This window comes from Tamlana flava, assembly GCF_041287255.1.
Taxonomy (GTDB): Bacteria; Bacteroidota; Bacteroidia; order Flavobacteriales; family Flavobacteriaceae; genus Tamlana; species Tamlana flava.
Genome location: NZ_JBGGTX010000005.1, coordinates 122,381 through 144,817 on the forward strand (window position 1 = coordinate 122,381; position 22,437 = coordinate 144,817).

The following is a 22,437-nucleotide window of genomic DNA, read 5'->3' on the forward strand; positions in this document are numbered from 1 at the left end:
TAGCCCTAAAATTGACGTAGGCAATCTATGCCCTCATATCTTTAAAAATATGAATCAAGATTATATAAAACTAGACAACTGGTCCATCATAGAAGAAGGGTTCAATCCCAAACGTGTAAAATCATCAGAAAGTTTATTCAGTATAGGAAATGGAGCCATGGGGCAACGTGCCAATTTTGAAGAACACTATTCTGGTGAAACCTTTCAAGGCAGTTATGTTGCAGGGGTTTATTATCCAGATAAAACCCGCGTGGGCTGGTGGAAAAATGGCTATCCAGAGTATTTTGCAAAAGTGCTTAATGCGCCAAATTGGATAGGAATCAACGTTGAAATAAACGGCGAACAACTCGATTTGTTTACGTGTAAAAAAGTAGAAAATTTTAGGCGAGAGCTTAACATGAAGGAAGGTTGGTTATCTAGAAGTTTCATAGCTACATTAAAAGACGGAATTACGGTTGAGGTAAACGCCAAACGGTTTTTAAGCTTGGATTTAGAAGAGGTTGGCGCTATTCAATACCAAATAAAACCCTTAAATGAAGATGCCGAAATTATCTTTCAACCCTATTTAGATTCTGGAATAACAAACGAAGATACCAATTGGGATGATAAGTTTTGGGATACAAGAAATGTAAGCCATAAAAACCATCAGGCTTTTATTGAGGCTAAAACCATGAAGACCGATTTTCATACATGCACGTTCATGGAATCCAAAATTTATATTGATGAAAAATCATTAATCATTGAGCCTAAATTTAAAGCTGATGCTACATATGCTTCTTTTTGCTACAAACATTCAGTAAAGCAAAATGAAACCTATACCATTCATAAGTTTGGAGGTTATGTTGTAGATAGAAATCATGAAAAATCTAAATTGGTTACTGTGGCAAAATCGGTTTTAAAATCGGCAACCAAAAAAGGGTTTAATACATTATTGGAAGATCAAAAGAAAGCTTGGGACTTGATATGGAACATGTCCGATATTACAATTTCAGGAGACGTTAAGGCGCAACAAGGTATTCGTTTTAATATTTTTCAGTTAAACCAAACTTATTTGGGTCGAGATTCTCGATTAAACATTGGTCCTAAGGGGTTTACAGGTGAAAAATACGGTGGAAGTACGTATTGGGATACCGAGGCCTATTGTATCCCTTTTTATATGGCAACCAAAAACCAAAATGTAGCCAGAACACTTTTGGAATACAGATACAATCATTTGGAAAAAGCTATTGAAAATGCTCAAAAATTAGGGTTTAAGAATGGCGCAGCGCTTTACCCGATGGTAACTATGAATGGTGAAGAATGCCATAACGAGTGGGAAATTACTTTTGAAGAAATACATAGAAACGGAGCCATTGCTTTTGCCATTTATAACTACTGTCGATACACAGATGATTACAGTTATATTCCCGAAAAAGGACTCGAAGTTTTAATCGGAATTGCCCGTTTTTGGCATCAGCGAGCCAATTTTTCAACAGCCAAAAACAAGTATGTTATTTTGGGGGTTACGGGGCCAAATGAATATGAAAACAATGTAAATAATAACTGGTACACCAATTATTTGGCGCAATGGTGTATTAATTATGCACTTGAAAATATCGGTAAAGTTGAAGAAGAATATGCATCAGATTTTACTAGAATTATGAATAAAGTCAAGCTGTCAACTTTAGAATTGGCAGAGTGGAAGGCGGTAGCAGACAACATGTATTTCCCGTTTTCAGAAAAACATAATGTATATCTTCAGCAAGACGGATTTTTAGATAAAGAACTGATTACCGTGGCTGATTTAGATAAAAGCCAACGCCCAATAAACCAAAAATGGAGTTGGGACCATATTCTCCGTTCGCCATACATAAAGCAGGCCGATGTTTTGCAGGGTTTCTACTTTTTTGAAGACCATTTTACAGAAGAAGAACTTGAACGTCATTTTGATTTTTATGAGCCTTTTACGGTCCATGAAAGCTCATTGTCGCCATGTGTGCACAGTATTCAGGCAGCAAAATTAGGTAAGATGGAACAAGCTTATGAATTCTATTTGCGTACCTCGCGGTTGGATTTGGACGACTATAACAAAGAAGTCCATGAAGGGCTGCACATTACTTCGATGGCTGGAACTTGGATGAGTATAGTTGAAGGCTTTGGAGGTATGCGCGTTAAGGACAATAAATTATCGTTTACGCCCAAAATACCAAAACAATGGGATGCTTATTCGTTTAAAGTCAATTTTAGAAATCAGATTTTAAAGGTAGAGGTGTGCCAAAGCGATACCAAGTTTGAATTGGAAGGTAATACCGAACTCCAAATTTTAGTCAATAATTTACCCGTAACCATAACCCCAAATAGTTTAATAACCGTTTAACAAAATCTAATTAGAATGAGGTTATTTATTGTATCGATAACGATTATTTTTTCCATATTTATTGGAAACTCCCAAGAACTGAAATCTCCAAATGGGGCATTAATCATGCGGTTTTCATTGGAAGCTAATGGTATGCCAACGTATAATTTGTCATACAAAAGTAAGCCTGTTATTAAATCTAGCCGACTGGGATTTCTGTTGAAAGACGACGAAAAATCACTGATGAATGATTTCACCATTTCAAATACAGAAACAAGTTCTTTTGATGAAACTTGGGAACCCGTTTGGGGAGAACAAAAGGAAATAAGAAACCATTATAACGAATTGGCGGTTACCTTAACACAGAATGAAACGGAACGAAAGGTTTTAGTTTGTTTCAGGTTGTTTAACGATGGTTTAGGTTTTCGCTACGAATTTCCTGCTCAAGAAAACCTTGTATATTTTGTGATTAAAGAGGAAAAAACGCAATTTGCAATGACAGGCGACCACACGGCTTTTTGGATTCCTGGCGATTATGATACGCAGGAATACGATTATACTGAATCAAAATTATCTGAAATACGAAAAAGATTCGATTCTGCATTAACGGGTAATGCGTCACAAAAGCAATTTTCAAAAACAGGCGTTCAAACGGCATTAATGATGAAAACAGATGATGGTTTGTACATCAATTTACATGAAGCGGCTCTTATTGATTATTCTTGTATGCACCTTAATTTAGATGATAAAAATTTCATTTTTGAATCACATTTAACCCCAGACGCCATAGGCGACAAGGGCTATATGCAAGCACCTTGCAAAACGCCTTGGAGAACTGTAATAGTTAGCGATGATGCTCGCGATATTCTTGCTTCAAAAATAACGTTGAACTTAAATGACCCATGTGTAATAGAAGACACTTCTTGGATTAAGCCAGTTAAATACGTTGGCGTTTGGTGGGAAATGATAACAGGTAGAAGTTCTTGGGCCTATACTGATGATTTACCTGCTGTTCAGCTCGGGAAAACAGATTTTTCAAAAGTCGAACCCAATGGAAAACATGCGGCCAACACTGCGCATGTAATGGAATATATTGATTTTGCTGCGAAGCATGGTTTTGATGGTGTGCTTGTTGAAGGTTGGAATGAAGGTTGGGAAGACTGGTTTGGAAAATCAAAAGATTATGTGTTTGATTTTGTAACGCCCTACCCAGATTTTGATGTGGAAGAAATACATGAATATGCAAAATCCAACGGGGTAAAAATGATTATGCACCATGAAACTTCAGGTTCCATAAGGAATTATGAGCGCCACATAGACAAGGCCTATCAGTTCATGAAAGACAATGGATATGATGCCGTAAAAAGTGGTTATGTTGGGAATATTTTACCACGTGGTGAACATCATTACAGCCAATGGATTGTAAACCACTACCAATATGCCATTGCAAAAGCTGCAGACTATCAAGTCATGGTAAACGCCCATGAAGCGGTCAGGCCAACAGGTATCTGTAGAACATATCCAAATTTAATAGGGAATGAATCGGCTAGAGGTACAGAATTTCAAGCGTTTGGTGGTTCAAAACCAAACCATGTTACGCTGTTACCTTTTACACGTTTGATTGGTGGCCCTATGGATTACACGCCCGGTATTTTTGAAATGGAAATCAGTAAACTTAATCCGAATAACCACTCCCATGTAAACAGCACCATTGCCAATCAGTTGGCGTTGTATGTTACCATGTACAGTCCGTTACAAATGGCAGCCGATTTGCCAGAAAATTACAATCGGTTTTTAGATGCCTTTCAGTTTATAAAAGATGTCGCTATAGATTGGGATGAAGGCATTTATTTAGAAGCAGAACCAGGTCGCTACATTACGGTGGCCCGTAAAGAAAAAGGAGCAAACAAATGGTTCATAGGTAATGTAAATGGTGTTGATGCTAGAACATCAAACATTAAACTGGATTTTTTAGAGGCGGGAAAGAAATACAAAGCCACTATTTATGCCGATGCCAAAGATGCACACTATAAAACCAATCCGCAGGCTTATACTATTAAAACCAAGAAAGTAAGTAGTAAATCAAAATTATCGCAATTGTCAGTTCCGGGTGGAGGGTATGCCGTTAGTATTGAAGAAATCAAATAAAGAAGTCAACTATGGGTCATTCAAACCAAAGGAAAAAAGCTAAACCTTTCATTTTAATTGCTTTAGTATGCGTAATTACGTTAAATTTATCTTGCAAAAAACAAAGTAATATGGCTGAAAGCAATAGCTCGGAAAATTCAATTGTTCAAAGGCATGATATTCAGCGTATAGAACCGCCAAATTGGTGGGTTGGTTTCAAGAATTCAGAATTGCAGTTGATGGTGAAACATCCCAACATCTCTGAATGGACTCCCGAGCTTTCTTATGAAGGAGTTTCCATAGAGCATGTAAATAAAGCGGATAGCCCGAATTATTTGTTCATCGATATAAATGTATCTGAAACTGCAAATGCAGGAAAATTTAACATCGTTTTTACAAAGGAAGGTGAAACGGATTTGGTGCATACTTATGATTTAAAACCAAGGGACAGGCCATCTGAAGATTATAAAGGTTTTGACAGCAGCGATGTTATTTATTTGATAACACCAGATAGGTTCGCAAACGGAAATCCTGAAAATGATATTGTTGAAACTTTAAAGGAAAAAACCGTTGACAGAACAGATGACTATGCCAGGCACGGTGGCGATATTGAGGGTATTACAAATCATTTGAACTACATTCAAGAATTGGGATTTACCGCAGTTTGGCCTTGCCCACTTTTAACAAACGATATGCCTCAAAGCTCATATCACGGATATGCCATTACAGATTATTATCAAATTGATCCAAGGTATGGAACTTTGGAGGAGTATGTAGCGCTATCAAAAAAAATGTCCGAAAAGGGCATGAAATTAATCATGGACCAAGTGGCCAACCATTGTGGTGTGGAGCATTGGTGGATGAAAGATTTGCCGTTTAAAGATTGGATAAACCATCAAGATAGCTATGTTGAAAACATTGAGAATTGGGATGGTAGCAAAAGTATTACCACCAACCACAGGCGCACTACAAACCAAGATATTTATGCATCACAATTAGATAAAAACGCCATGAGCGAAGGTTGGTTTGTTTCGGCCATGCCAGACTTAAACCAAAGAAACCCATTCATGGCAAAGTACACAATTCAGAATAGTATTTGGTGGATTGAAACGGCTAAACTTCGGGGCATACGTCAAGACACTTACCCTTATCCCGATAAAAATTTTATGAGCCAATGGGCTGGAGCGATTATGAATGAATATCCAAACTTTAGTATTGTTGGGGAAGAATGGACTACAAATCCGTTGTTAATAGCCTATTGGCAGCAGGGTAATATCAATAGGGATGGCTACAACTCCAACTTAAAATCACCCATGGATTTTGCCATGCAGGAAACCATTGTTAAAGGTTTAAACAATGAAGAATCATGGGATGCTGGCTTGATAGAAATTTACAGAGGCTTGGCCAACGATTTTGCTTATGCTAGCCCCAAGGATATTATGGTTTTTCCTGATAATCATGATATGAGTCGCATATTTACCCAATTGCATGGAAATGTTGTCCATACAAAAATGGCCCTAAGTTATATTTTGATGATGCCTCGAATTCCGCAAATTTATTATGGTACGGAAATTTTGATGGACGATTTTGATAAGCCCGGCGACCACGGTTTGGTACGTACAGATTTTCCAGGTGGTTGGCAAGGCGATGTCATAAATGCATTTACGGGTGAAGGCTTAAGTGGGGAACAGAAAGACATGCAATTATTCCTCAAAAAAATATTGAATTACAGAAAAAATAGTAAAGCTATTCATGAAGGTAAAACTACCCACTTTGCTCCTGAGAATGGCGTTTATATGCTGTTCAGGATTTTAGATGACGAAACTGTCATTCATATAATGAATAAAAATAGCGGCCCAATTGAGTTGGCTTTAGACAGATTCAAAGAAATTGGTCTTGATGGAAAAATGGTGCACAATATCATAAATGGAAAAAGCCAGATTTGGAATGGTTCATTTTTATTAAATGAGAAAGGCAGTGTTATTCTAACGACAAAATGAAATTGATAATGGGCGTTAACTTAAAATCAATCATAATTACTATCGGATTATTTATGTTTTTTATTAGTTGTGGGCAGCGGAAAAATGAAGCAAAAACTACCGTTGAAAATACAGAGAAAGTTCAAAGGAAATTAGTGGTTTATCAAGTGTTTACACGCTTGTTTGGAAATACAAAAACCACTAATAAACCTTGGGGAACCATTGAAGAGAATGGTGTTGGAAAGTTCAATGATTTTACTTATCAAGCTTTAGAGGAAATAAAGAATTTAGGTGTTACCCATATTTGGTACACGGGTGTGCCGCATCATAATGTAATTACCGATTACACAAAATATGGCATTTCAAAAGACGACCCCGATGTTGTAAAAGGACGGGCAGGTTCACCTTATGCCGTTAAAGATTATTACAATGTTAATCCAGATTTGGCAGTAAATGTTGAAAACCGTTTAGAGGAATTTGAGGCCTTAATTGAACGCTCCCACAAAATAGGTTTGAAAGTAATTATTGATATCGTGCCCAATCATGTAGCTCGAAATTATAAAAGTATTTCTAAGCCTGAAGGAGTGAGGGATTTTGGGGAAGATGATGATACTTCCGTCGCCTACAACGTAAATAATAATTTCTATTACAACCCAGACGAATCCTTTAAAATGCCCCATTGGGAAGGTGATTATGTGCCCCTTGGAGGAGAAAAAAATCCGTTGGCTGATGGAAATTTTGATGAAGCTCCTGCAAAATGGACAGGCAATGGATCGCGTTTGTCGCAACCAAATTTTAATGATTGGTACGAAACCGTTAAAGTGAATTATGGCATTTCTCCTGAAGGCAGAAGGGATTTTGATGAATTGCCCTATGGATTTGAAAATGAAAATTTTAAAAGGCATTATGAATTTTGGAAGGATAAGTCGGTTCCAAATTCATGGGTAAAGTTCCGTGATATAGCCTTGTATTGGCTAGATAAAGGGGTTGACGGTTTTCGGTATGATATGGCTGAAATGGTGCCCGTGGAATTTTGGAGTTTCATGAATTCTTCAATAAAAATGAAAAACCCTGATGCTTTTCTGTTAGCCGAGGTTTACAATCCAGCTTTGTACCGCGATTATATAAAAAATGGCAAAATGGATTATCTTTATGATAAAGTTCAATTATACGATACCATAAAGGACATAATCCAGGGCAATGGGAAAACCGATAATATTCCACCTATCCTTGAAGAACTTAAAGAAATTGAACACCACATGCTGCACTTTCTTGAAAACCATGATGAGCAGCGTTTGGCAAGTTCGGATTTTGCTGGAAATGCCGAAAAAGGAAAGCCGGCCATGGTTGTTTCTGCTACACTAACAACGGCTCCTACCATGCTTTACTTTGGACAAGAAGTAGGGGAAGACGGTTCAGAAAATGCAGGGTTTGGCTCGCCCACTAGAACCTCAATTTTTGATTATATTGGTGTACCGGCACATCAGCGTTGGGTAAACAACAAAAAATTTGACGGAGGTCAATTAACCGAATCTGAGAAAGAATTGAGGGATTTTTACAAACGGTTATTGAACTTTACCATTTCGAGTTCGGCATTGGTAGGAAAATATCAAGACATCCATTTATACAACCGCGAAAATACAGAGCATTACGGTGACAAAGTGTTTTCCTTTGTGCGGTGCAGTGAGGATGAAAAGTTAATTGTTGTTTCAAATTTTGATGCTGTAAATCATCAACAATTTGACTTACAAATCCCCAAAGCCATTATCGATTCATGGGAATTTTCGAATAAAGCTTATTATGTGGAAGATCAGCTATATTATAAATTTTCGGGGCACTTACTAGTTGAAAACAATGTTGGAAGCCTAGAAATACAATTAAAACCATTGGAATCTTTTATTTTAAAGGTTCATTAGTATGCAAAAATCATTCTGTTTTTATTGGTAAAGCAACAACTTTATTCAACCTTTGCAATATTAGAGGAATCGCGAACAACCAATTCGGCATTTAAGATAATTTTGTTCAAAGATTGTTTGATAACCGGTTCTTTGGTATACTCTAAAAATTTCAGCGCAGCCTGTTTCCCAATTTCTTCACTATGCTGGTTTACGCTGGTGATGCTTGGTGTAACCATAGAGGTAAATGGTTCATTGCCAAAGCCAACCAAAGCCATGTCATGGGGAATATTAATGTTTTGCTCATTAAGTATTTGCAAGGCACCTAAAGCGGCGTAATCACTTGCCGCGTAAACGGCGTCAGGTTTCGTTTTTAAATTTAAAAGTTGTGTCATTTTTTTGCGGCCATCTTCAATGGTCAGGCTACTTTCAATGAGCAATTCGTTGTCTAGAGGCAGATTGTGCTTTTTAAGAGCGTCAATGTAGCCCCGAATTCTATTATTAAAAATTCGGGTATGCCTGTAGCCACCTATGTGAGCTATTCTTTTACAGCCTTGTTTGACCAAATGTTCAACAATCATTTGGCTACTGTCGTAATCGTTTATTCCAATATAATCTACGTTAAGGTCATTTTCACCACGGTCAAATAAAATTAAAGGAATGCCTTTAGATTTAATTTTTTCATAGTAAGCCAAATCTATTGTTTCGTTGGCCATGGATGCTATAATGCCATCAACTTGTGTAAATAATAGCGTATCAATATTGTTGCACTCCTTTTTATAGGACTCACTGGACTGAGTCATGATAATATTGTATCCTTCTTTATTGAGAACTTCCTCAATTTTTTGAATAACCGAAGAAAAAAAGTGGCTGTTGGTTCGGGGTACAATAACCCCAACCAAGTTGCTTTTGCCTTTTCGTAACGCACTGGCAAGATGGTTGGGCTGGTAATTTAGGTTTTTGGCAACCTGCCTTACCGCTTGCTTGGTCTTTTCGCTAATGCGCGAATCGTCGTTTAAAGCTTTAGAAACCGCAGCCGTAGAAATATTTAAGACGTTGGCGATATCTTTTATGGTTGTTTTTCTTTTGATATTCAATTTTTTTATATCTTTGCTTAATCGTTTAAACAAATATAGGGCGATAAATTTTATAATCAAAACCTATTTAATATCAAATACTTTGTATAGTTTTGATTTTCGTTCAACTATTTGCTTAATCGTTTAACCAATTAATAATTATTAAAACTAAATACAATTCAAAAAGATGAAAAAAGTAGTCACTTTTGGGGAGATTATGCTTCGTTTGGCTCCTCAAGGATTTTTAAGATTTTCTCAAGCAGACAATTTTGATGTTGTTTATGGTGGTGGAGAATCTAACGTAGCCGTCTCATTGGCCAATTATGGTGTACCTGTAGACTTTGTAACGCGCTTACCTAAAAACGATATAGGTGAATGTGCTATGATGGAAATGCGCAAAAGAGGCGTTGGTGTAGATAAAATTGTTTGGGGTGGTGATCGCCTTGGTATCTATTTCTTAGAAACGGGTGCGGTGTCCAGAGGTAGTAAAGTGGTATATGATAGGGCATATTCTTCAATGTCTACCATTCAATCTGGTATGATTGACTGGGAAGAGGTTTTTGAAGGTGTGGAGTGGTTTCACTGGACAGGTATTACACCTGCTATTTCGCAAAGCTCTGCCGATGTTTGTTTGGAAGCTGTGAAAGTGGCTAGTAAGAAGGGTGTTACTATTTCAACCGACTTAAATTATCGTGCGAAACTTTGGAAATACTGCGATGCGGCAAAAAGAGAACAAATAATGACCGAGTTAACATCATATTGTGATGTGGTTTTAGGTAACGAAGAAGACGCAGAAATGCACTTTGGGATAAAACCAGAAGGTCTTGCGGTTCAAACGCATGGGCACGATGTGAAAGCTGAAGCATTTTTGTCAGTTTGCAAGCAAATGATGGAAAAATTCCCAAGAGCTAAAAAAGTAATCACAACTTTAAGAGGTTCTATTTCTGCATCACATAATACCTGGGCTGGTGTGTTATATGATGGAAAGAAAATGTACGAAACCCGTCAGTATCAAATTACAGACATTGTTGATAGAGTAGGTGGAGGTGATTCATTCATGGGGGGTTTAATCTACGGATTATTGAAATACCCTGAAGATGACCAAAATGCATTGGATTTTGCCGTTGCCGCATCTTGCTTGAAACACACCATTAAAGGTGATGCTAACTTGGTAACTGTTGCCGAGGTTGAAAAATTAATGGGTGGCGACGCTTCTGGTCGTGTAGCTAGGTAGTCAATCAAGAATTAAAATTAAAAAAATGGCACAATTTTCAAGATTAGAAGTAGCTCAGGCTATGAAAGACACTGGAATGATTCCTTTGTTTTTCCACGGAGATATTGAATTAAGCAAAAAAGTATTAAAGGCATGTTACGATGGTGGGGCTAGATTAATGGAGTTTACCGCCCGTGGCGATTTTGCCCATGAAGTTTTTGGTGAATTAACAAAATACGCTATAAAGGAACTTCCTGGTATGATAATGGGTGTTGGTTCTGTTACTGATGGTGCAGCGGCTTCACTTTATATGGCTTTGGGCGCAAACTTTATCGTTACGCCTGTTTTAAGGGAAGATATTGCAATTGCTTGTAACCGTAAAAAAGTTCTTTGGTCTCCTGGTTGCGGAAGTTTAACAGAAATAGCAAGAGCCGAGGAATTGGGTTGCGAGATTGTTAAGTTATTCCCAGGCGACTTATACGGCCCAAAATTCATTAAAGGTATTAAAGGACCACAACCTTGGACAAGCATTATGCCAACTGGTGGGGTTTCTCCAGACGAGGCTAACCTTAAAGGTTGGTTTGATGCTGGTGCAACTTGTGTTGGTATGGGGTCTCAATTGATTTCAAAGGAAATCATTTCCAATAAAGATTATGCAAAACTAGAGCAGGATGTAAAAAATGCTTTGGCTATTGTTAAAAAGGTTAGAGGTTTTTAATCAGATTCCATCGTTAAAAACTTGTTAAACTTAAAAACCTTCTCGGGATTCGGGAAGGTTTTCCTTTTTTTACTCACTTTAAATTTGTTACATTTGGCATCGCGAAAAAAACAACTTTATAAAAACAATAATTCAAAAATGAAAATAATGAAATTTTTAAGTCTAGTGGCGTTCGTACTGATTATGGTATCATGTAACAAAAATGGTGTATCGAACGAACCATTAAAAACCGAGTTGGATTCTGTAAGTTATGCAATCGGTTTAGATGTGGCTAACAATGTTAAAAGGAGCTTTGATGAGTTTAATAACAAATTATTCATTCAAGGATTTATGAATGGTTCAGATTCTACAAACCTTCAAATTGACCAAGCAAAGGCGCAACAATTAGTTAGAGCCTACTTCCAAAAGAAACAACAGGAAGAAATGGCTAAAAGAAAAGAAGAAGGTGAAAAAAATAAAGCAGAAGGCGAAAAATTTCTAGCTGAAAACAAAACAAAAGATGGTGTTCAAACTACCGAAAGCGGTTTACAGTACATTGTTTTAAAAGAAGGAACAGGGGCGCAACCAACGGCAACATCCAAGGTAAAAGTACATTATCATGGTACTTTATTGGACGGTACTGTGTTTGATAGCTCGGTTGATAGAGGTGAGCCTACAGAGTTTGGTGTAAGTCAAGTTATAAAAGGATGGACAGAAGGTTTGCAATTAATGAAAGAAGGCGCAAAATATAAATTCTTCATTCCAGCTGAATTAGCATACGGTGCTAACCCTAGACCAGGCGGTGCTATTAAGCCTAATGCAACATTAGTTTTTGATGTTGAACTTCTAGAAGTAAAATAACATACCATATATTTAAAAGAGTTTAAAAGCAGGAAGTTTATCTTTCTGCTTTTTTTGTTTTCAATTTTTATGGAAGAATAAGTTTTTCAAGTTGTAAATTTGTACCAAATAAAATCAAGTAAATGAGCCATAAAGCAGGTTTTGTGAATATTATTGGTAACCCAAACGTGGGCAAGTCAACTTTAATGAATGCCTTTGTGGGTGAAAAGCTTTCCATTATCACTTCAAAGGCACAGACCACGCGCCATAGAATTTTGGGCATTGTTAATGGTGATGATTTTCAAGTGGTTTTAAGTGACACGCCGGGTATCATTAAACCAGCTTATGAACTACAAGAATCCATGATGGATTTTGTAAAATCTGCTTTTGAGGATGCCGATGTTTTATTGTACATGGTTGAAATTGGTGAGCAAGAACTGAAGGACGAAGCCTTTTTCAAAAAAATAACCAGCTCTAAAATTCCCATTTTACTATTGCTTAATAAAATTGACAAATCCAATCAAGAACAATTGGAAGAGCAGGTTCAGCTTTGGGCTGAAAAGGTTTCCAACGCTGAGATTTTTCCGATTTCTGCATTAACAGGCTTTAATGTAAAAGAAGTGTTTAACCGTATTCTTGATTTGCTTCCTGAATCCCCTCCGTTTTATCCAAAGGACCAACTGACCGATAAACCAGAACGTTTTTTTATTAATGAAACCATTCGCGAAAAAATCCTGCTTCATTATAAAAAAGAAATACCTTATGCTGTTGAGATAGAAACTGAAGAGTTTTTAGAGGAAGAAAAAATTATAAGGGTGCGAGCAGTTATAATGGTGGAGCGTGAAACCCAAAAAGGCATCATTATTGGTCACAAAGGCAGTGCGCTAAAACGTGTTGGGGTAGAAGCTAGAAAAGATTTGGAAACATTCTTTGGAAAACAAATACATATAGAACTTTACGTAAAAGTGAACAAAAATTGGCGCAGCAACCAAAACCAGCTGAAACGTTTTGGGTATAATAATTAATCTTCTCTATTTAAAACACCGTTCATAAAATCATTCAATGCTAGCATATCTTTTTTACTGGATGCCTTGCCAATGCTTCCCGCAAAATATAAGGCAATCCAGATAACGACCATCAAAAACATAACGCTCAATTGCACGGCATAACTTTGTTTTAAAGACCAATTGGAATATGCCCAAATGCCGAATGCTACAAAAACAAGGGCTACTACAAAGTGAAGAAACATAAAAAGTGTCCAAACTGTTGGGTTCGGGCCAAACAAACCATGAAGCATGCAAGATTCTTTTGATACTTCATTAATTTCCAAGTGCAACTGTGGTGACCAAAAATGCTGTTTTGCCGTCGGGAATTTTATAAAAACATGGTCGTCAATTCTACTAACAATAAAATCAGATTGTGCAGTTTTAGCTTCCTCAAAGTCCTTTAAAACCGCTTCATTGCTTTTGGGGAGTTCAAACTTAAAGCGTGGCCTTAAAACAATATCATTTGGTAATGCCATTAATTTAGTTTTAGGATAGTAAATTACTGTTTTTTATTCAAAATGTGGATATTTTATTATTCTTCATAAAAAGGACGGTGCATTAGGATATTTGCTATTTTTGCACCAGTTTTCAGGTAAGCTTGTTGATAGTCAGGTTGTCCAGAATCCATTAATTAAATATCATGAGCAATATTGTAGCTATAGTAGGAAGACCAAATGTGGGTAAATCAACGTTTTTCAACCGTTTAATTCGCCGTAGGGAAGCCATCGTTGATGCCGTTAGCGGCGTTACTCGAGACCGCCATTACGGAAAGACCGATTGGAATGGAAAGGAGTTTTCGTTAATTGATACCGGTGGCTATGTATTGGGTAGCGATGATATTTTTGAAGCCGAAATTGATAAACAGGTTGAAATTGCCATAGAAGAATCCGATGCTATAATTTTTATGGTAGATGTTGAATCTGGTGTTACCGGAATGGACGAGGATGTGGCTAAATTGCTGCGAAAAGTTAAGAAACCCGTTTTTTTGGTGGTCAACAAAGTGGATAATGCCAAACGTGCCGAAGATGCCGTTGAGTTTTATGCATTGGGCTTAGGTGAATATTTCACCATTGCCAGTATAAATGGAAGTGGTACCGGTGATTTGCTGGATGCTTTGGTTGAAGCCTTGCCTGAAAAGGAAGAGGTGATTGAAGAAGAGTTGCCAAGATTTGCTGTAGTTGGCCGCCCCAATGCTGGAAAGTCATCTTTTATCAATGCTCTTATAGGTGAAGACAGGTACATCGTCACTGACATTGCAGGAACTACGCGCGATTCCATTGATACCAAATACAATCGTTTTGGGTTTGAATTTAATTTGGTTGATACAGCGGGAATTAGAAAGAAGTCGAAGGTAAAGGAAGATTTAGAGTTTTATTCTGTAATGCGCAGTATTCGTGCTATTGAACACTGCGATGTGTGTTTGCTGGTTTTAGATGCCAACAGAGGTTTTGACGGACAAGTGCAAAACATTTTCTGGTTGGCTGAGCGTAATAGGAAAGGAATCGTGGTTTTGGTTAACAAATGGGATTTGGTGGAAAAAGACCATAAATCTGTTAAGGATTATGAAAAAGCAATCAGAAAACAAATGGAACCATTTACTGATGTACCTATTGTATTTATTTCAGCGTTGACCAAACAACGTATTTACAAAGCCATAGAAACTGCAGTTGAGGTCTATAAAAATCGAACCAAAAAAATAAAAACAAGTACGCTTAACGAAGTGTTTTTGCCGCTTATTGAAAACTATCCCCCGCCAGCATACAAAGGCAAATTTGTTAAAATAAAGTACATCATGCAACTGCCTACACCGCAACCACAATTTGCTTTCTTTTGTAATTTGCCACAATACGTTAAAGACCCTTACAAACGTTTTCTGGAAAACAAGCTTCGTGAGAATTTTGATTTTACAGGTGTTCCGGTGAGTGTTTATATGAGGAAGAAGTAACATTTTCACAATAAAATCATTTTAAAATATAGTTTAATTATCAAGTATATTGGTTATTTTTATTCGCAAACAACCAATATATGAGCCAGATTATAACCTTCGGTGAAGTGCTAATGCGCTTGTCGCCTTTCGGGAACAAAAAATTCATTCAAGCCAACACGTTAGAGTTTTATTTTGGAGGAACTGAGGTCAACGTTGGACTTTCTATATCCAATTTTGGGGGTAATGTAAAGCACATCACGGCCATTTCGGATGATTTTATTGGAGATACGGCCATAGCTTATCTCAATAAATTTGATTTGGATACAACGGCCATTGTGCGCTCCAAAAACCCGTTAGGTGTTTATTTTTTGGAGGTTGGTGCTGTAATGCGTCCAAGTTCTATTTCATATAATCGGGCACATTCTGCATTTTCTGAAATAAAACCAAGCATGGTAGATTGGGAAAAGGCCCTTAGAAAAGGCAGTTGGTTTCATTGGACTGGTATTACGCCGGCATTGACCCAAGGTGCTTTTGACACGTTAAAGGCGGGCCTGAAATTGGCCAGGGAAAAAGGTATGGAGGTTTCTGCAGACCCAACTTATAGAAGTGGTTTGTGGAAATATGGGGCAAATCCCAGAGAAGCTTTAACAGAATTGCTGCATTGCTCAACCGTTTTTATTGGTGGCATAAATGAAATTAATGAGGTTTTAGATACCAATTATGGCTATACCAATGAAGAATTTGTTGAGGCCAGTAAAAAACTTATGGAAACGTTTCCTACCATTGATAAGGTTTTTGATAAAATAAGAACTTCTATTAATTCCTCATGGCATAAAATCAGAGCCAGAATGTGGAATGGTAAAGAGTTTAGGGAAACCGAGGATTTTGATATTACCCATATTGTAGACCGTATTGGTACTGGAGATGCCTTCGCCGCTGGATTGATTTACGGCTTGCAGCACTACGACGATTACAAATCCATGCAATTTGCCAGTGCAGCCTGTGCTTTAAAACACACTTATGTTGGTGACGTTAATTACGCAACGACTGAGGAAGTTACAAGAATTCTTGATGGCAATATAACTGGGCGTTTTACGAGATAGTGAAATTCCTTTTTGATTAATTTTAGGAAGGTATTTTATGCACTTTTAAAAACCTCTTTCATGCATATTTAAGAAGGAAATTGGGTTTTACCAACCACCTGAAGCACCTCCGCCACCAAAGCCGCCGCCGCCAAAGCCACCACCGAAACCGCCTCCACCTGGAGTCCATCCGCCTCCGCCGGAGCTTCCGCCCCAACCAGATGAACCACGTCTGTAACTGCCACGTCCCATATTGCTTAAAATAATGGCTTCCAACAAATCCTGTCCTGTAGACCGATGACCACGATTGCCACCACCGCCACGTCTGTTTTTTGAAATGGATACAAGGATGATGATAAAAATAAAAATCAGAATGAAAATCAGCCCAAAAGGAAAATCGTTTTTGCTGGACTGACGCGTGCCTTTATACTCACCATTTAAAACCTCAAAAATAGCATCGGCACCTCTATTTAATCCGCCATAATAATCCCCTTGTTTAAAATACGGAATAATGTCGCGTTCAATAATACGTTTTGATAAGGCATCGGTCAATAAATGTTCAATGCCATAGCCCGTATTAATGGCAATTCTTCTATCGTTTTTGGCCAGTAAAATTAAAATACCGTTATCTTCTTTTTCTTGACCAATACCCCAAGCTTGGCCCCATTCCGCTCCAAGAAAATTTATATTTTCACCGTTGGTGGAATTAATAATGGCAACAACAATTTGGGTTGACGTCGTATCTGAATATTTTACTAATTTTTGCTCTAAGCTATTTTTTTGCGAAGAAGAAAGCAAGCTAACATAATCATAAACACTGGTTTGAAGACTTGGCTTTACTGGAATTTCAAACTGCCCATAGGAAACGTTTAAAAACAAAAAACCAACGAACAAAGAAAGAACAAGCCTTCTAAGTGATTTATACTGCGATTGAAAACTGAAAACTGAAAACTCCATGATGAAACCTAGCCTTTAGAAATTTCGTTTGGTAGTTCGTTGGTATCCGAATCCAAATATGGAAAGTGTGCTCTAAGTTGCTCGCCAGATTTTAAAATGCCTTCAATTAAGCCTTTTTTAAAGTGGCCTTTTTTGAAATGTGCTTGGATAACATCTTTGGTGCTGTCCCAAAAATTTTTGGGAATCACATTGTTGATGCCTTCATCACCATAAATTACAAAGGTTTTATCTTCAACGGCAACGTAAATCAATACCCCGTTTTGGAGTTTGGTATTGTCCATTTTTAGAAAATGAAAGACTTCCAAAGCACGATTTGTGGCATCGCCTTTGGCTGTTTTTTCAAGATGCACGCGTATTTCACCAGATGTATTTAACTCGGCTTGCCTTATGGCCTCAACAATTTCTTGTTCTTCGCCCTTAGTTAAAAAATCTTCAATTTTGGACATTTAAAATTCTACTTTTGGTGCATTTTCACTGCCTGAAGCACTTTTAAATCTGGCCATTTCTTCAAAACCAAATAGGCCAGCCAACAATTTTCCTGGGAATTTTGTAGTGTAAATATCGTATGTGTTAACGGCATCGTTGTAGCGATTGCGCTCTACGTTAATTCTATTTTCTGTGCCTTCAAGTTGCGATTGTAGTTCTTGAAAGCTTTTATCAGCTTTTAAATCTGGGTAGCGTTCAACGGTAACCAATAACCTTGACAAAGCACCGCTTAGACCTTGTTGTACTTGCTGGAATTGCGCCATTTTTTCCGGCGTTAAATCATTCACATCAATTGTAGTTTTGGTGGCTTGGGCTCGTGCATTGATAACACCTTCCAAAGTCTCTTTTTCATGCGCGGCATAACCTTTAACGGTAGCCACCAAGTTTGGTATTAAATCGGCGCGGCGTTGATAGGCACTTTCTACATTACTCCAAGCGGTTTTTGCATTGGCTTCATATTCTACAGCTGTATTGTTAAATCCTTTTCCCCAAGAATAGATTCCGAAGACCACTATGGCTACGATAATCCATGGTAAAAATCTCTTCATGATAATTTAGTTTAAAGATGTTTTTAAAAGTTATCTATAAGACACATTCTTTTTTGAAAAGTTACGTTTTAAAAACATTTTTTTCAAAGATTAAAGATGTTCCTTTATTTTGATAAGTTGGTTTTTTATGTCTTCGAGTTTGCTGACGATTTCAAAATTACTAAGGGCTTGTTTTTTTTCTTCCTTTAAATGGGTTTTTGCCCCTTCTAAGGTAAAACCGCGTTCCTTTACAAGATGGTAAATGAATTTAAGGTTTTTGATGTCTTCTGGAGTGAATTTGCGGTTTCCTTTAGCGTTTTTTTTAGGTTTCAGCACATCAAATTCCTTTTCCCAAAAACGAATCAATGAGGTGTTTACTCCAAAGGCTTTGGCAACTTCGCCAATGCTATAATATCGTTTTTCTGGTAATTCTATATGCATTAGTCTAAAGATTGGTTTTCAAGAGAAGCATGCTCCAATAGTTTGTTGAATTCTTCCGCCGTTAAACTTCCGTAGTAGAAATTAATTGGGTTGATACGGTTGTCATCCTTAAAAATCTCATAATGCAAATGTGGTGCTTCAGACCGTCCTGTGCTCCCTACAAAGCCAATAAGGTCGCCCCTTTTTACTTTTTGGTTCTTTCTTACATTATACTTGTATAAATGGGCGTACAAGCTGGTGTAACCATAACCATGGTCAATGCGAATGTGGTTTCCGTAACCAGCTGCACGGTTATCTGCTCTAACAACAACACCATCGCCACTGGCATAAACAGGAGTTCCGCGTGGTGCTGTAAAATCCATACCCCAATGCATTTTTCTTGCTTTTGTAAACGGATCCGATCGCATACCGTAGCCCGATGCCATGCGTGTTAAGTCTTCGTTGCTTACGGGTTGAATAGCTGGAATGGCCGCTAACAATTTTTCCTTTTCTGCGGCTAATACGGCAATTTCATCTAGAGACTTGGATTGAACAACTATTTGTTTTTGTAAAATATCCAAACGCTTGTTGCTTTCAATAATTAATTTAGAATTGTCAAAGCCTTCTAAGCTTTTATAGCGGTTAATACCGCCAAACCCAGCTCTACGTTGTTCTTCCGGAATTGGGTTTGCTTCAAAGTAAACTCGGTAAATGTTGTTATCTCGCTCAGCTACATTCGCCAAAACAGCTTCGGCCTGATCCATTTTTTTGTTGAGCAGTTCAAATTGCAATTTGGCATTTTCCAACTCTCTTTTCATAGCCCGCTCCTTTGGTGATTCTATATATTGGCCTGCAATAAAAACAAAGATAAAGGCAAAAAGTCCTGAAGCTAAAATAAAGAAAGACGCATACTTAAAAGTTGTTCTTTTTTTGCGTTCAATCTTCCGGTATGAAAGTGTTTCAGAATCGTAGTAATATTTTACCTTACTCATTACTTAAATTATACTATTTTTGCGCTTTGAAAACTTTAGTTGCAAAACGCGAATTTTGTAAAAAACGAACAAACCAATAAAATATTATAGAAATTGGTTTGGTTATTCAAAATTAGGGTGAGTAAAGATAAAAATTGTTTTGTAATTAGAGCCAAATAACCGAAAAGAGAATATTTTATATTTTATGAAGTCTCAAGACATCCGTTCTAAGTTTTTAAGTTTTTTTGAGGATAAAAAGCATACTATCGTGCCATCAGCCCCCATGGTTTTAAAGGACGATCCTACGTTAATGTTCGTAAACTCGGGCATGGCGCCGTTTAAGGAATATTTTTTAGGTAATGCACAGCCAAAGAGCAATAGATTGGCAGATAGCCAAAAGTGTTTGCGTGTTTCGGGTAAACATAACGATTTAGAAGAGGTTGGCTACGATACCTACCACCATACGCTTTTTGAAATGTTAGGAAATTGGAGCTTTGGTGATTACTTTAAGGAAGAAGCCATTGCATGGGCTTGGGAATTGCTTACCGAGGTTTTTGGCATTGATAAAGACATACTTTACGTTTCTGTTTTTGAGGGGAGTGAAGACGATAAATTGGGTATGGATACCGAGGCTTTTGAGATTTGGAAGAAATACATTTCAGAAGACCGCATTTTAAAAGGAAACAAAAAGGATAATTTCTGGGAAATGGGCGATCAAGGACCATGTGGACCTTGTAGCGAGATACATGTTGATATCCGTTCTGCTGAAGAAAAGGCAAAAATTTCAGGAAAGGATTTGGTAAACAAAGACCATCCACAAGTTGTGGAAATATGGAACCTGGTTTTTATGCAATACAACCGAAAAGCAAACGGAAGTCTTGAGGTTTTGCCCAACAAGCACATAGATACAGGAATGGGTTTTGAACGTTTATGCATGGTATTGCAAGGGGTTAAGTCCAATTACGACACCGATGTTTTTACGCCATTAATTAGAGAGATTGAAACCATTACCAATAAGAATTATGGCAAAAACGAAAAGACCGATGTTGCCATTCGCGTCATTGCCGATCATGTTCGCGCTGTAGCATTTTCCATTGCAGACGGGCAGTTGCCAAGCAATACAGGTGCCGGTTATGTAATACGCCGAATTTTACGCCGTGCCGTACGCTACGGATTTACCTTTTTAGACAAAAAGGAACCATTTATTTATAGATTGGTTGATGTGCTGAGCGAAAAAATGGGACAAGCTTTTCCTGAAATAAAAACTCAAAAAGTATTGGTTGAAAGTGTTATTAAGGAAGAAGAACAATCCTTTTTAAGGACTTTAGATCAAGGTTTGGTGCTTTTAAATGGTATTGTTGAAGAAACAAAAGGTGAAGTTGTTTCTGGTGAAAAGGCTTTCGAATTGTATGATACTTATGGTTTTCCAATAGATTTAACGGCATTGATTCTTTCTGAAAAAGGATTGAGACTTGACGAAAAAGGATTTAAGGAAGAACTTCAAAAACAAAAAAATCGTTCTCGAGCTGCCAGTGAAATGAGCACGGACGATTGGACGGTTTTAAGCGAAGATTTTGAGGAAGAATTTGTGGGCTATGACACGCTTGAGGCTAAAGTTAAAATAACGCGATATAGAAAAGTGACTTCCAAAAAAGATGGAGATATGTACCAATTGGTATTCAATATCACCCCATTTTATCCCGAAGGCGGTGGCCAGGTGGGCGACAAGGGCTATTTGGAAGATAGCCATGGCGGTGTCATTTATATCTTGGACACCAAAAAGGAAAATAACGTCATTATCCATTTTTCAAAAGAATTGCCAAACCATATCAACGAAACATTTAAGGCAGTGGTTGATGCCAAAGTCCGTTACAGAACGGAGTGCAACCATACGGCAACCCATTTGTTGCACCAAGCTTTACGGGAGGTTTTAGGAACTCACGTGGAACAAAAGGGAAGTGCGGTAAATGCACGACATTTGCGTTTTGATTTTTCCCATTTTTCAAAATTGACTACCGAAGAATTACGCGATGTTGAAGATTTCGTAAACCGAAGAATTGAAGGAAAATTGCCATTGGAAGAAAAGCGAAATATTCCGAAAGAGGAAGCCATTGCCGAAGGTGCGATGAGCTTGTTTGGTGAAAAATATGGAGATACTGTACGTGCCATTCGCTTTGGAAAATCAATCGAGCTTTGTGGGGGTACGCATGTTAAAAACACTTCAGATATCTGGCATTTTAAAATAGTTTTAGAAGGTGCGGTTGCCGCAGGTATTCGCCGTATCGAGGCTATAACCAATGATGCGGTGAAGGACTTTTACTTTGAAAATAACCGAGCGTATTTTGAAATGAAAGATTTACTCAATAATGCCAAAGAACCCGTAAAGGCACTTCAGAATTTACAGGAAGAAAACGCCAATTTAAAAAAGCAAATTGAGAGCCTTTTAAAAGATAAAGCTAAAAATATTAAAGGTGAACTTAGAAGTGAGTTGACTGAAATTAACGGTGTTCAGTTTTTAGCTAAAAAATTAGATCTAGATGCGGCAGGATTAAAAGATGTCGTTTTTGAATTGGGCAGCCAGTTTGATAATTTGTTTTTGTTGTTCGGAAGTGAACAAGATGGAAAGGCGCTTTTAACCTGTTACATTTCAAAAGAATTGGTTGCTGAAAAAGGTTTGAATGCAGGGCAAGTGGTGAGGGAATTAGGCAAGCTAATTCAAGGTGGTGGTGGCGGCCAACCATTTTTTGCAACGGCAGGAGGTAAAAATCCTGATGGTATTGATGCGGCTTTAAAAGAAGCCAAAAAATATATTTAATAGCAGTTTTAGGGATGCAAAGTTTCAAAGCTCAGTTTTTAATC

General features: G+C 37.6%; 18 protein-coding genes. 11 read left to right on the forward strand and 7 right to left on the reverse strand.

From position 1 onward, the window contains the following. Positions 1–49: 49 nt before the first annotated feature. The 4 genes from ACB104_RS14810 (at position 50) to ACB104_RS14825 (ending at position 8,357) form a co-directional block, all read left to right on the forward strand. Entirely contained in the window at positions 50–2,356 is a 2,307-nt protein-coding gene (locus tag ACB104_RS14810) for a glycoside hydrolase family 65 protein (protein ID WP_370479965.1), read from the forward strand. Positions 2,357–2,371: 15 nt separating this feature from the next. Continuing rightward, entirely contained in the window at positions 2,372–4,483 is a 2,112-nt protein-coding gene (locus ACB104_RS14815; protein ID WP_370479966.1) for a glycoside hydrolase family 97 protein, read from the forward strand. 110 nt (positions 4,484–4,593) lie between these two features. After that, positions 4,594–6,462, forward strand: a complete 1,869-nt coding sequence (locus ACB104_RS14820) for a glycoside hydrolase family 13 protein (RefSeq protein WP_370479968.1) — start codon at positions 4,594–4,596, stop codon at positions 6,460–6,462. Positions 6,463–6,470: 8 nt separating this feature from the next. Next, positions 6,471–8,357 (forward strand): alpha-amylase family protein, encoded by a 1,887-nt coding sequence (locus tag ACB104_RS14825; protein ID WP_370479970.1) that lies wholly within the window; start codon positions 6,471–6,473, stop codon positions 8,355–8,357. Positions 8,358–8,398: 41 nt separating this feature from the next. Here the strand turns inward: ACB104_RS14825 and ACB104_RS14830 are convergent, their stop codons facing one another. Then, positions 8,399–9,433 carry a LacI family DNA-binding transcriptional regulator gene (locus tag ACB104_RS14830; RefSeq protein ID WP_370479971.1) on the reverse strand — a complete coding sequence of 345 codons (1,035 nt, stop codon included), beginning with the start codon at positions 9,431–9,433 and terminating at the stop codon, positions 8,399–8,401. A 166-nt stretch (positions 9,434–9,599) separates the two neighbouring features. On the opposite strand from ACB104_RS14830, the gene ACB104_RS14835 reads away from it, so the two are divergent. The 4 genes from ACB104_RS14835 (at position 9,600) to era (ending at position 13,187) form a co-directional block, all read left to right on the forward strand. Further along, on the forward strand, positions 9,600–10,646 hold the full coding sequence (locus tag ACB104_RS14835; protein WP_370479973.1) for a PfkB family carbohydrate kinase: 1,047 nt from the start codon (positions 9,600–9,602) through the stop codon (positions 10,644–10,646). Positions 10,647–10,671: 25 nt separating this feature from the next. Continuing rightward, the gene (locus tag ACB104_RS14840; RefSeq protein ID WP_370479975.1) at positions 10,672–11,343 is read left to right on the forward strand and encodes a bifunctional 4-hydroxy-2-oxoglutarate aldolase/2-dehydro-3-deoxy-phosphogluconate aldolase; all 672 of its coding nucleotides are present in this window, start codon (positions 10,672–10,674) and stop codon (positions 11,341–11,343) included. 147 nt (positions 11,344–11,490) lie between these two features. Then, on the forward strand, positions 11,491–12,183 hold the full coding sequence (gene bamJ / locus ACB104_RS14845) for a BamJ family beta-barrel-assembly machinery protein (protein ID WP_370479976.1): 693 nt from the start codon (positions 11,491–11,493) through the stop codon (positions 12,181–12,183). 122 nt (positions 12,184–12,305) lie between these two features. Then, entirely contained in the window at positions 12,306–13,187 is an 882-nt protein-coding gene (era, locus tag ACB104_RS14850) for a GTPase Era (protein WP_370479978.1), read from the forward strand. Here era and ACB104_RS14855 read toward each other — a convergent pair. After that, the gene (locus ACB104_RS14855) at positions 13,184–13,684 is read right to left on the reverse strand and encodes a GTP-binding protein (protein WP_370479980.1); all 501 of its coding nucleotides are present in this window, start codon (positions 13,682–13,684) and stop codon (positions 13,184–13,186) included. The genes era and ACB104_RS14855 overlap by 4 nt on opposite strands. Before the next feature lie 164 nt (positions 13,685–13,848). Between ACB104_RS14855 and der the strand changes: the two genes are divergently transcribed. Both der and ACB104_RS14865 read left to right on the forward strand, forming a co-directional pair. Next, positions 13,849–15,153 carry a ribosome biogenesis GTPase Der gene (gene der / locus ACB104_RS14860; RefSeq protein ID WP_370479981.1) on the forward strand — a complete coding sequence of 435 codons (1,305 nt, stop codon included), beginning with the start codon at positions 13,849–13,851 and terminating at the stop codon, positions 15,151–15,153. An 80-nt stretch (positions 15,154–15,233) separates the two neighbouring features. Next, positions 15,234–16,238 (forward strand): sugar kinase, encoded by a 1,005-nt coding sequence (locus ACB104_RS14865; protein ID WP_370479983.1) that lies wholly within the window; start codon positions 15,234–15,236, stop codon positions 16,236–16,238. A gap of 87 nt (positions 16,239–16,325) precedes the next feature. On the opposite strand, the gene ACB104_RS14870 is transcribed toward ACB104_RS14865, so the two are convergent. From ACB104_RS14870 to ACB104_RS14890, 5 genes are all read right to left on the reverse strand, one after another. Beyond that, positions 16,326–17,174 (reverse strand): TPM domain-containing protein, encoded by an 849-nt coding sequence (locus tag ACB104_RS14870; protein ID WP_370479985.1) that lies wholly within the window; start codon positions 17,172–17,174, stop codon positions 16,326–16,328. An 8-nt stretch (positions 17,175–17,182) separates the two neighbouring features. After that, entirely contained in the window at positions 17,183–17,620 is a 438-nt protein-coding gene (locus ACB104_RS14875) for a TPM domain-containing protein (protein WP_370479986.1), read from the reverse strand. Continuing rightward, entirely contained in the window at positions 17,621–18,208 is a 588-nt protein-coding gene (locus ACB104_RS14880; protein ID WP_370479988.1) for a LemA family protein, read from the reverse strand. A gap of 90 nt (positions 18,209–18,298) precedes the next feature. Further along, entirely contained in the window at positions 18,299–18,628 is a 330-nt protein-coding gene (locus ACB104_RS14885) for a MerR family transcriptional regulator (protein WP_370479990.1), read from the reverse strand. Beyond that, positions 18,628–19,599, reverse strand: a complete 972-nt coding sequence (locus ACB104_RS14890; protein ID WP_370479991.1) for a M23 family metallopeptidase — start codon at positions 19,597–19,599, stop codon at positions 18,628–18,630. Before ACB104_RS14890 ends, ACB104_RS14885 begins: the two co-directional genes overlap by 1 nt. 184 nt (positions 19,600–19,783) lie before the next feature. Between ACB104_RS14890 and alaS the strand changes: the two genes are divergently transcribed. Further along, complete coding sequence (alaS, locus tag ACB104_RS14895; RefSeq protein WP_370479993.1) at positions 19,784–22,393, forward strand: alanine--tRNA ligase; 2,610 nt, start codon at positions 19,784–19,786, stop codon at positions 22,391–22,393. Positions 22,394–22,437 lie beyond the last annotated feature (44 nt).

What these genes read in the sequence shown, in the direction of transcription:
- ACB104_RS14820 (WP_370479968.1), top strand. Translation starts at nt 4,594, where the DNA reads ATGGCTGAAAGCAATAGCTCGGAAAATTCAATTGTTCAAAGGCATGAT.
- ACB104_RS14810 (WP_370479965.1), top strand. Translation starts at nt 50, where the DNA reads ATGAATCAAGATTATATAAAACTAGACAACTGGTCCATCATAGAAGAA.
- ACB104_RS14890 (WP_370479991.1), bottom strand. Translation starts at nt 19,599, where the DNA reads ATGAGTAAGGTAAAATATTACTACGATTCTGAAACACTTTCATACCGG.
- ACB104_RS14835 (WP_370479973.1), top strand. Translation starts at nt 9,600, where the DNA reads ATGAAAAAAGTAGTCACTTTTGGGGAGATTATGCTTCGTTTGGCTCCT.
- ACB104_RS14885 (WP_370479990.1), bottom strand. Translation starts at nt 18,628, where the DNA reads ATGCATATAGAATTACCAGAAAAACGATATTATAGCATTGGCGAAGTT.
- ACB104_RS14865 (WP_370479983.1), top strand. Translation starts at nt 15,234, where the DNA reads ATGAGCCAGATTATAACCTTCGGTGAAGTGCTAATGCGCTTGTCGCCT.
- era (WP_370479978.1), top strand. Translation starts at nt 12,306, where the DNA reads ATGAGCCATAAAGCAGGTTTTGTGAATATTATTGGTAACCCAAACGTG.
- ACB104_RS14870 (WP_370479985.1), bottom strand. Translation starts at nt 17,174, where the DNA reads ATGGAGTTTTCAGTTTTCAGTTTTCAATCGCAGTATAAATCACTTAGA.
- ACB104_RS14815 (WP_370479966.1), top strand. Translation starts at nt 2,372, where the DNA reads ATGAGGTTATTTATTGTATCGATAACGATTATTTTTTCCATATTTATT.
- ACB104_RS14840 (WP_370479975.1), top strand. Translation starts at nt 10,672, where the DNA reads ATGGCACAATTTTCAAGATTAGAAGTAGCTCAGGCTATGAAAGACACT.
- bamJ (WP_370479976.1), top strand. Translation starts at nt 11,491, where the DNA reads ATGAAATTTTTAAGTCTAGTGGCGTTCGTACTGATTATGGTATCATGT.
- ACB104_RS14880 (WP_370479988.1), bottom strand. Translation starts at nt 18,208, where the DNA reads ATGAAGAGATTTTTACCATGGATTATCGTAGCCATAGTGGTCTTCGGA.
- ACB104_RS14855 (WP_370479980.1), bottom strand. Translation starts at nt 13,684, where the DNA reads ATGGCATTACCAAATGATATTGTTTTAAGGCCACGCTTTAAGTTTGAA.
- ACB104_RS14875 (WP_370479986.1), bottom strand. Translation starts at nt 17,620, where the DNA reads ATGTCCAAAATTGAAGATTTTTTAACTAAGGGCGAAGAACAAGAAATT.
- alaS (WP_370479993.1), top strand. Translation starts at nt 19,784, where the DNA reads ATGAAGTCTCAAGACATCCGTTCTAAGTTTTTAAGTTTTTTTGAGGAT.
- ACB104_RS14825 (WP_370479970.1), top strand. Translation starts at nt 6,471, where the DNA reads ATGGGCGTTAACTTAAAATCAATCATAATTACTATCGGATTATTTATG.
- der (WP_370479981.1), top strand. Translation starts at nt 13,849, where the DNA reads ATGAGCAATATTGTAGCTATAGTAGGAAGACCAAATGTGGGTAAATCA.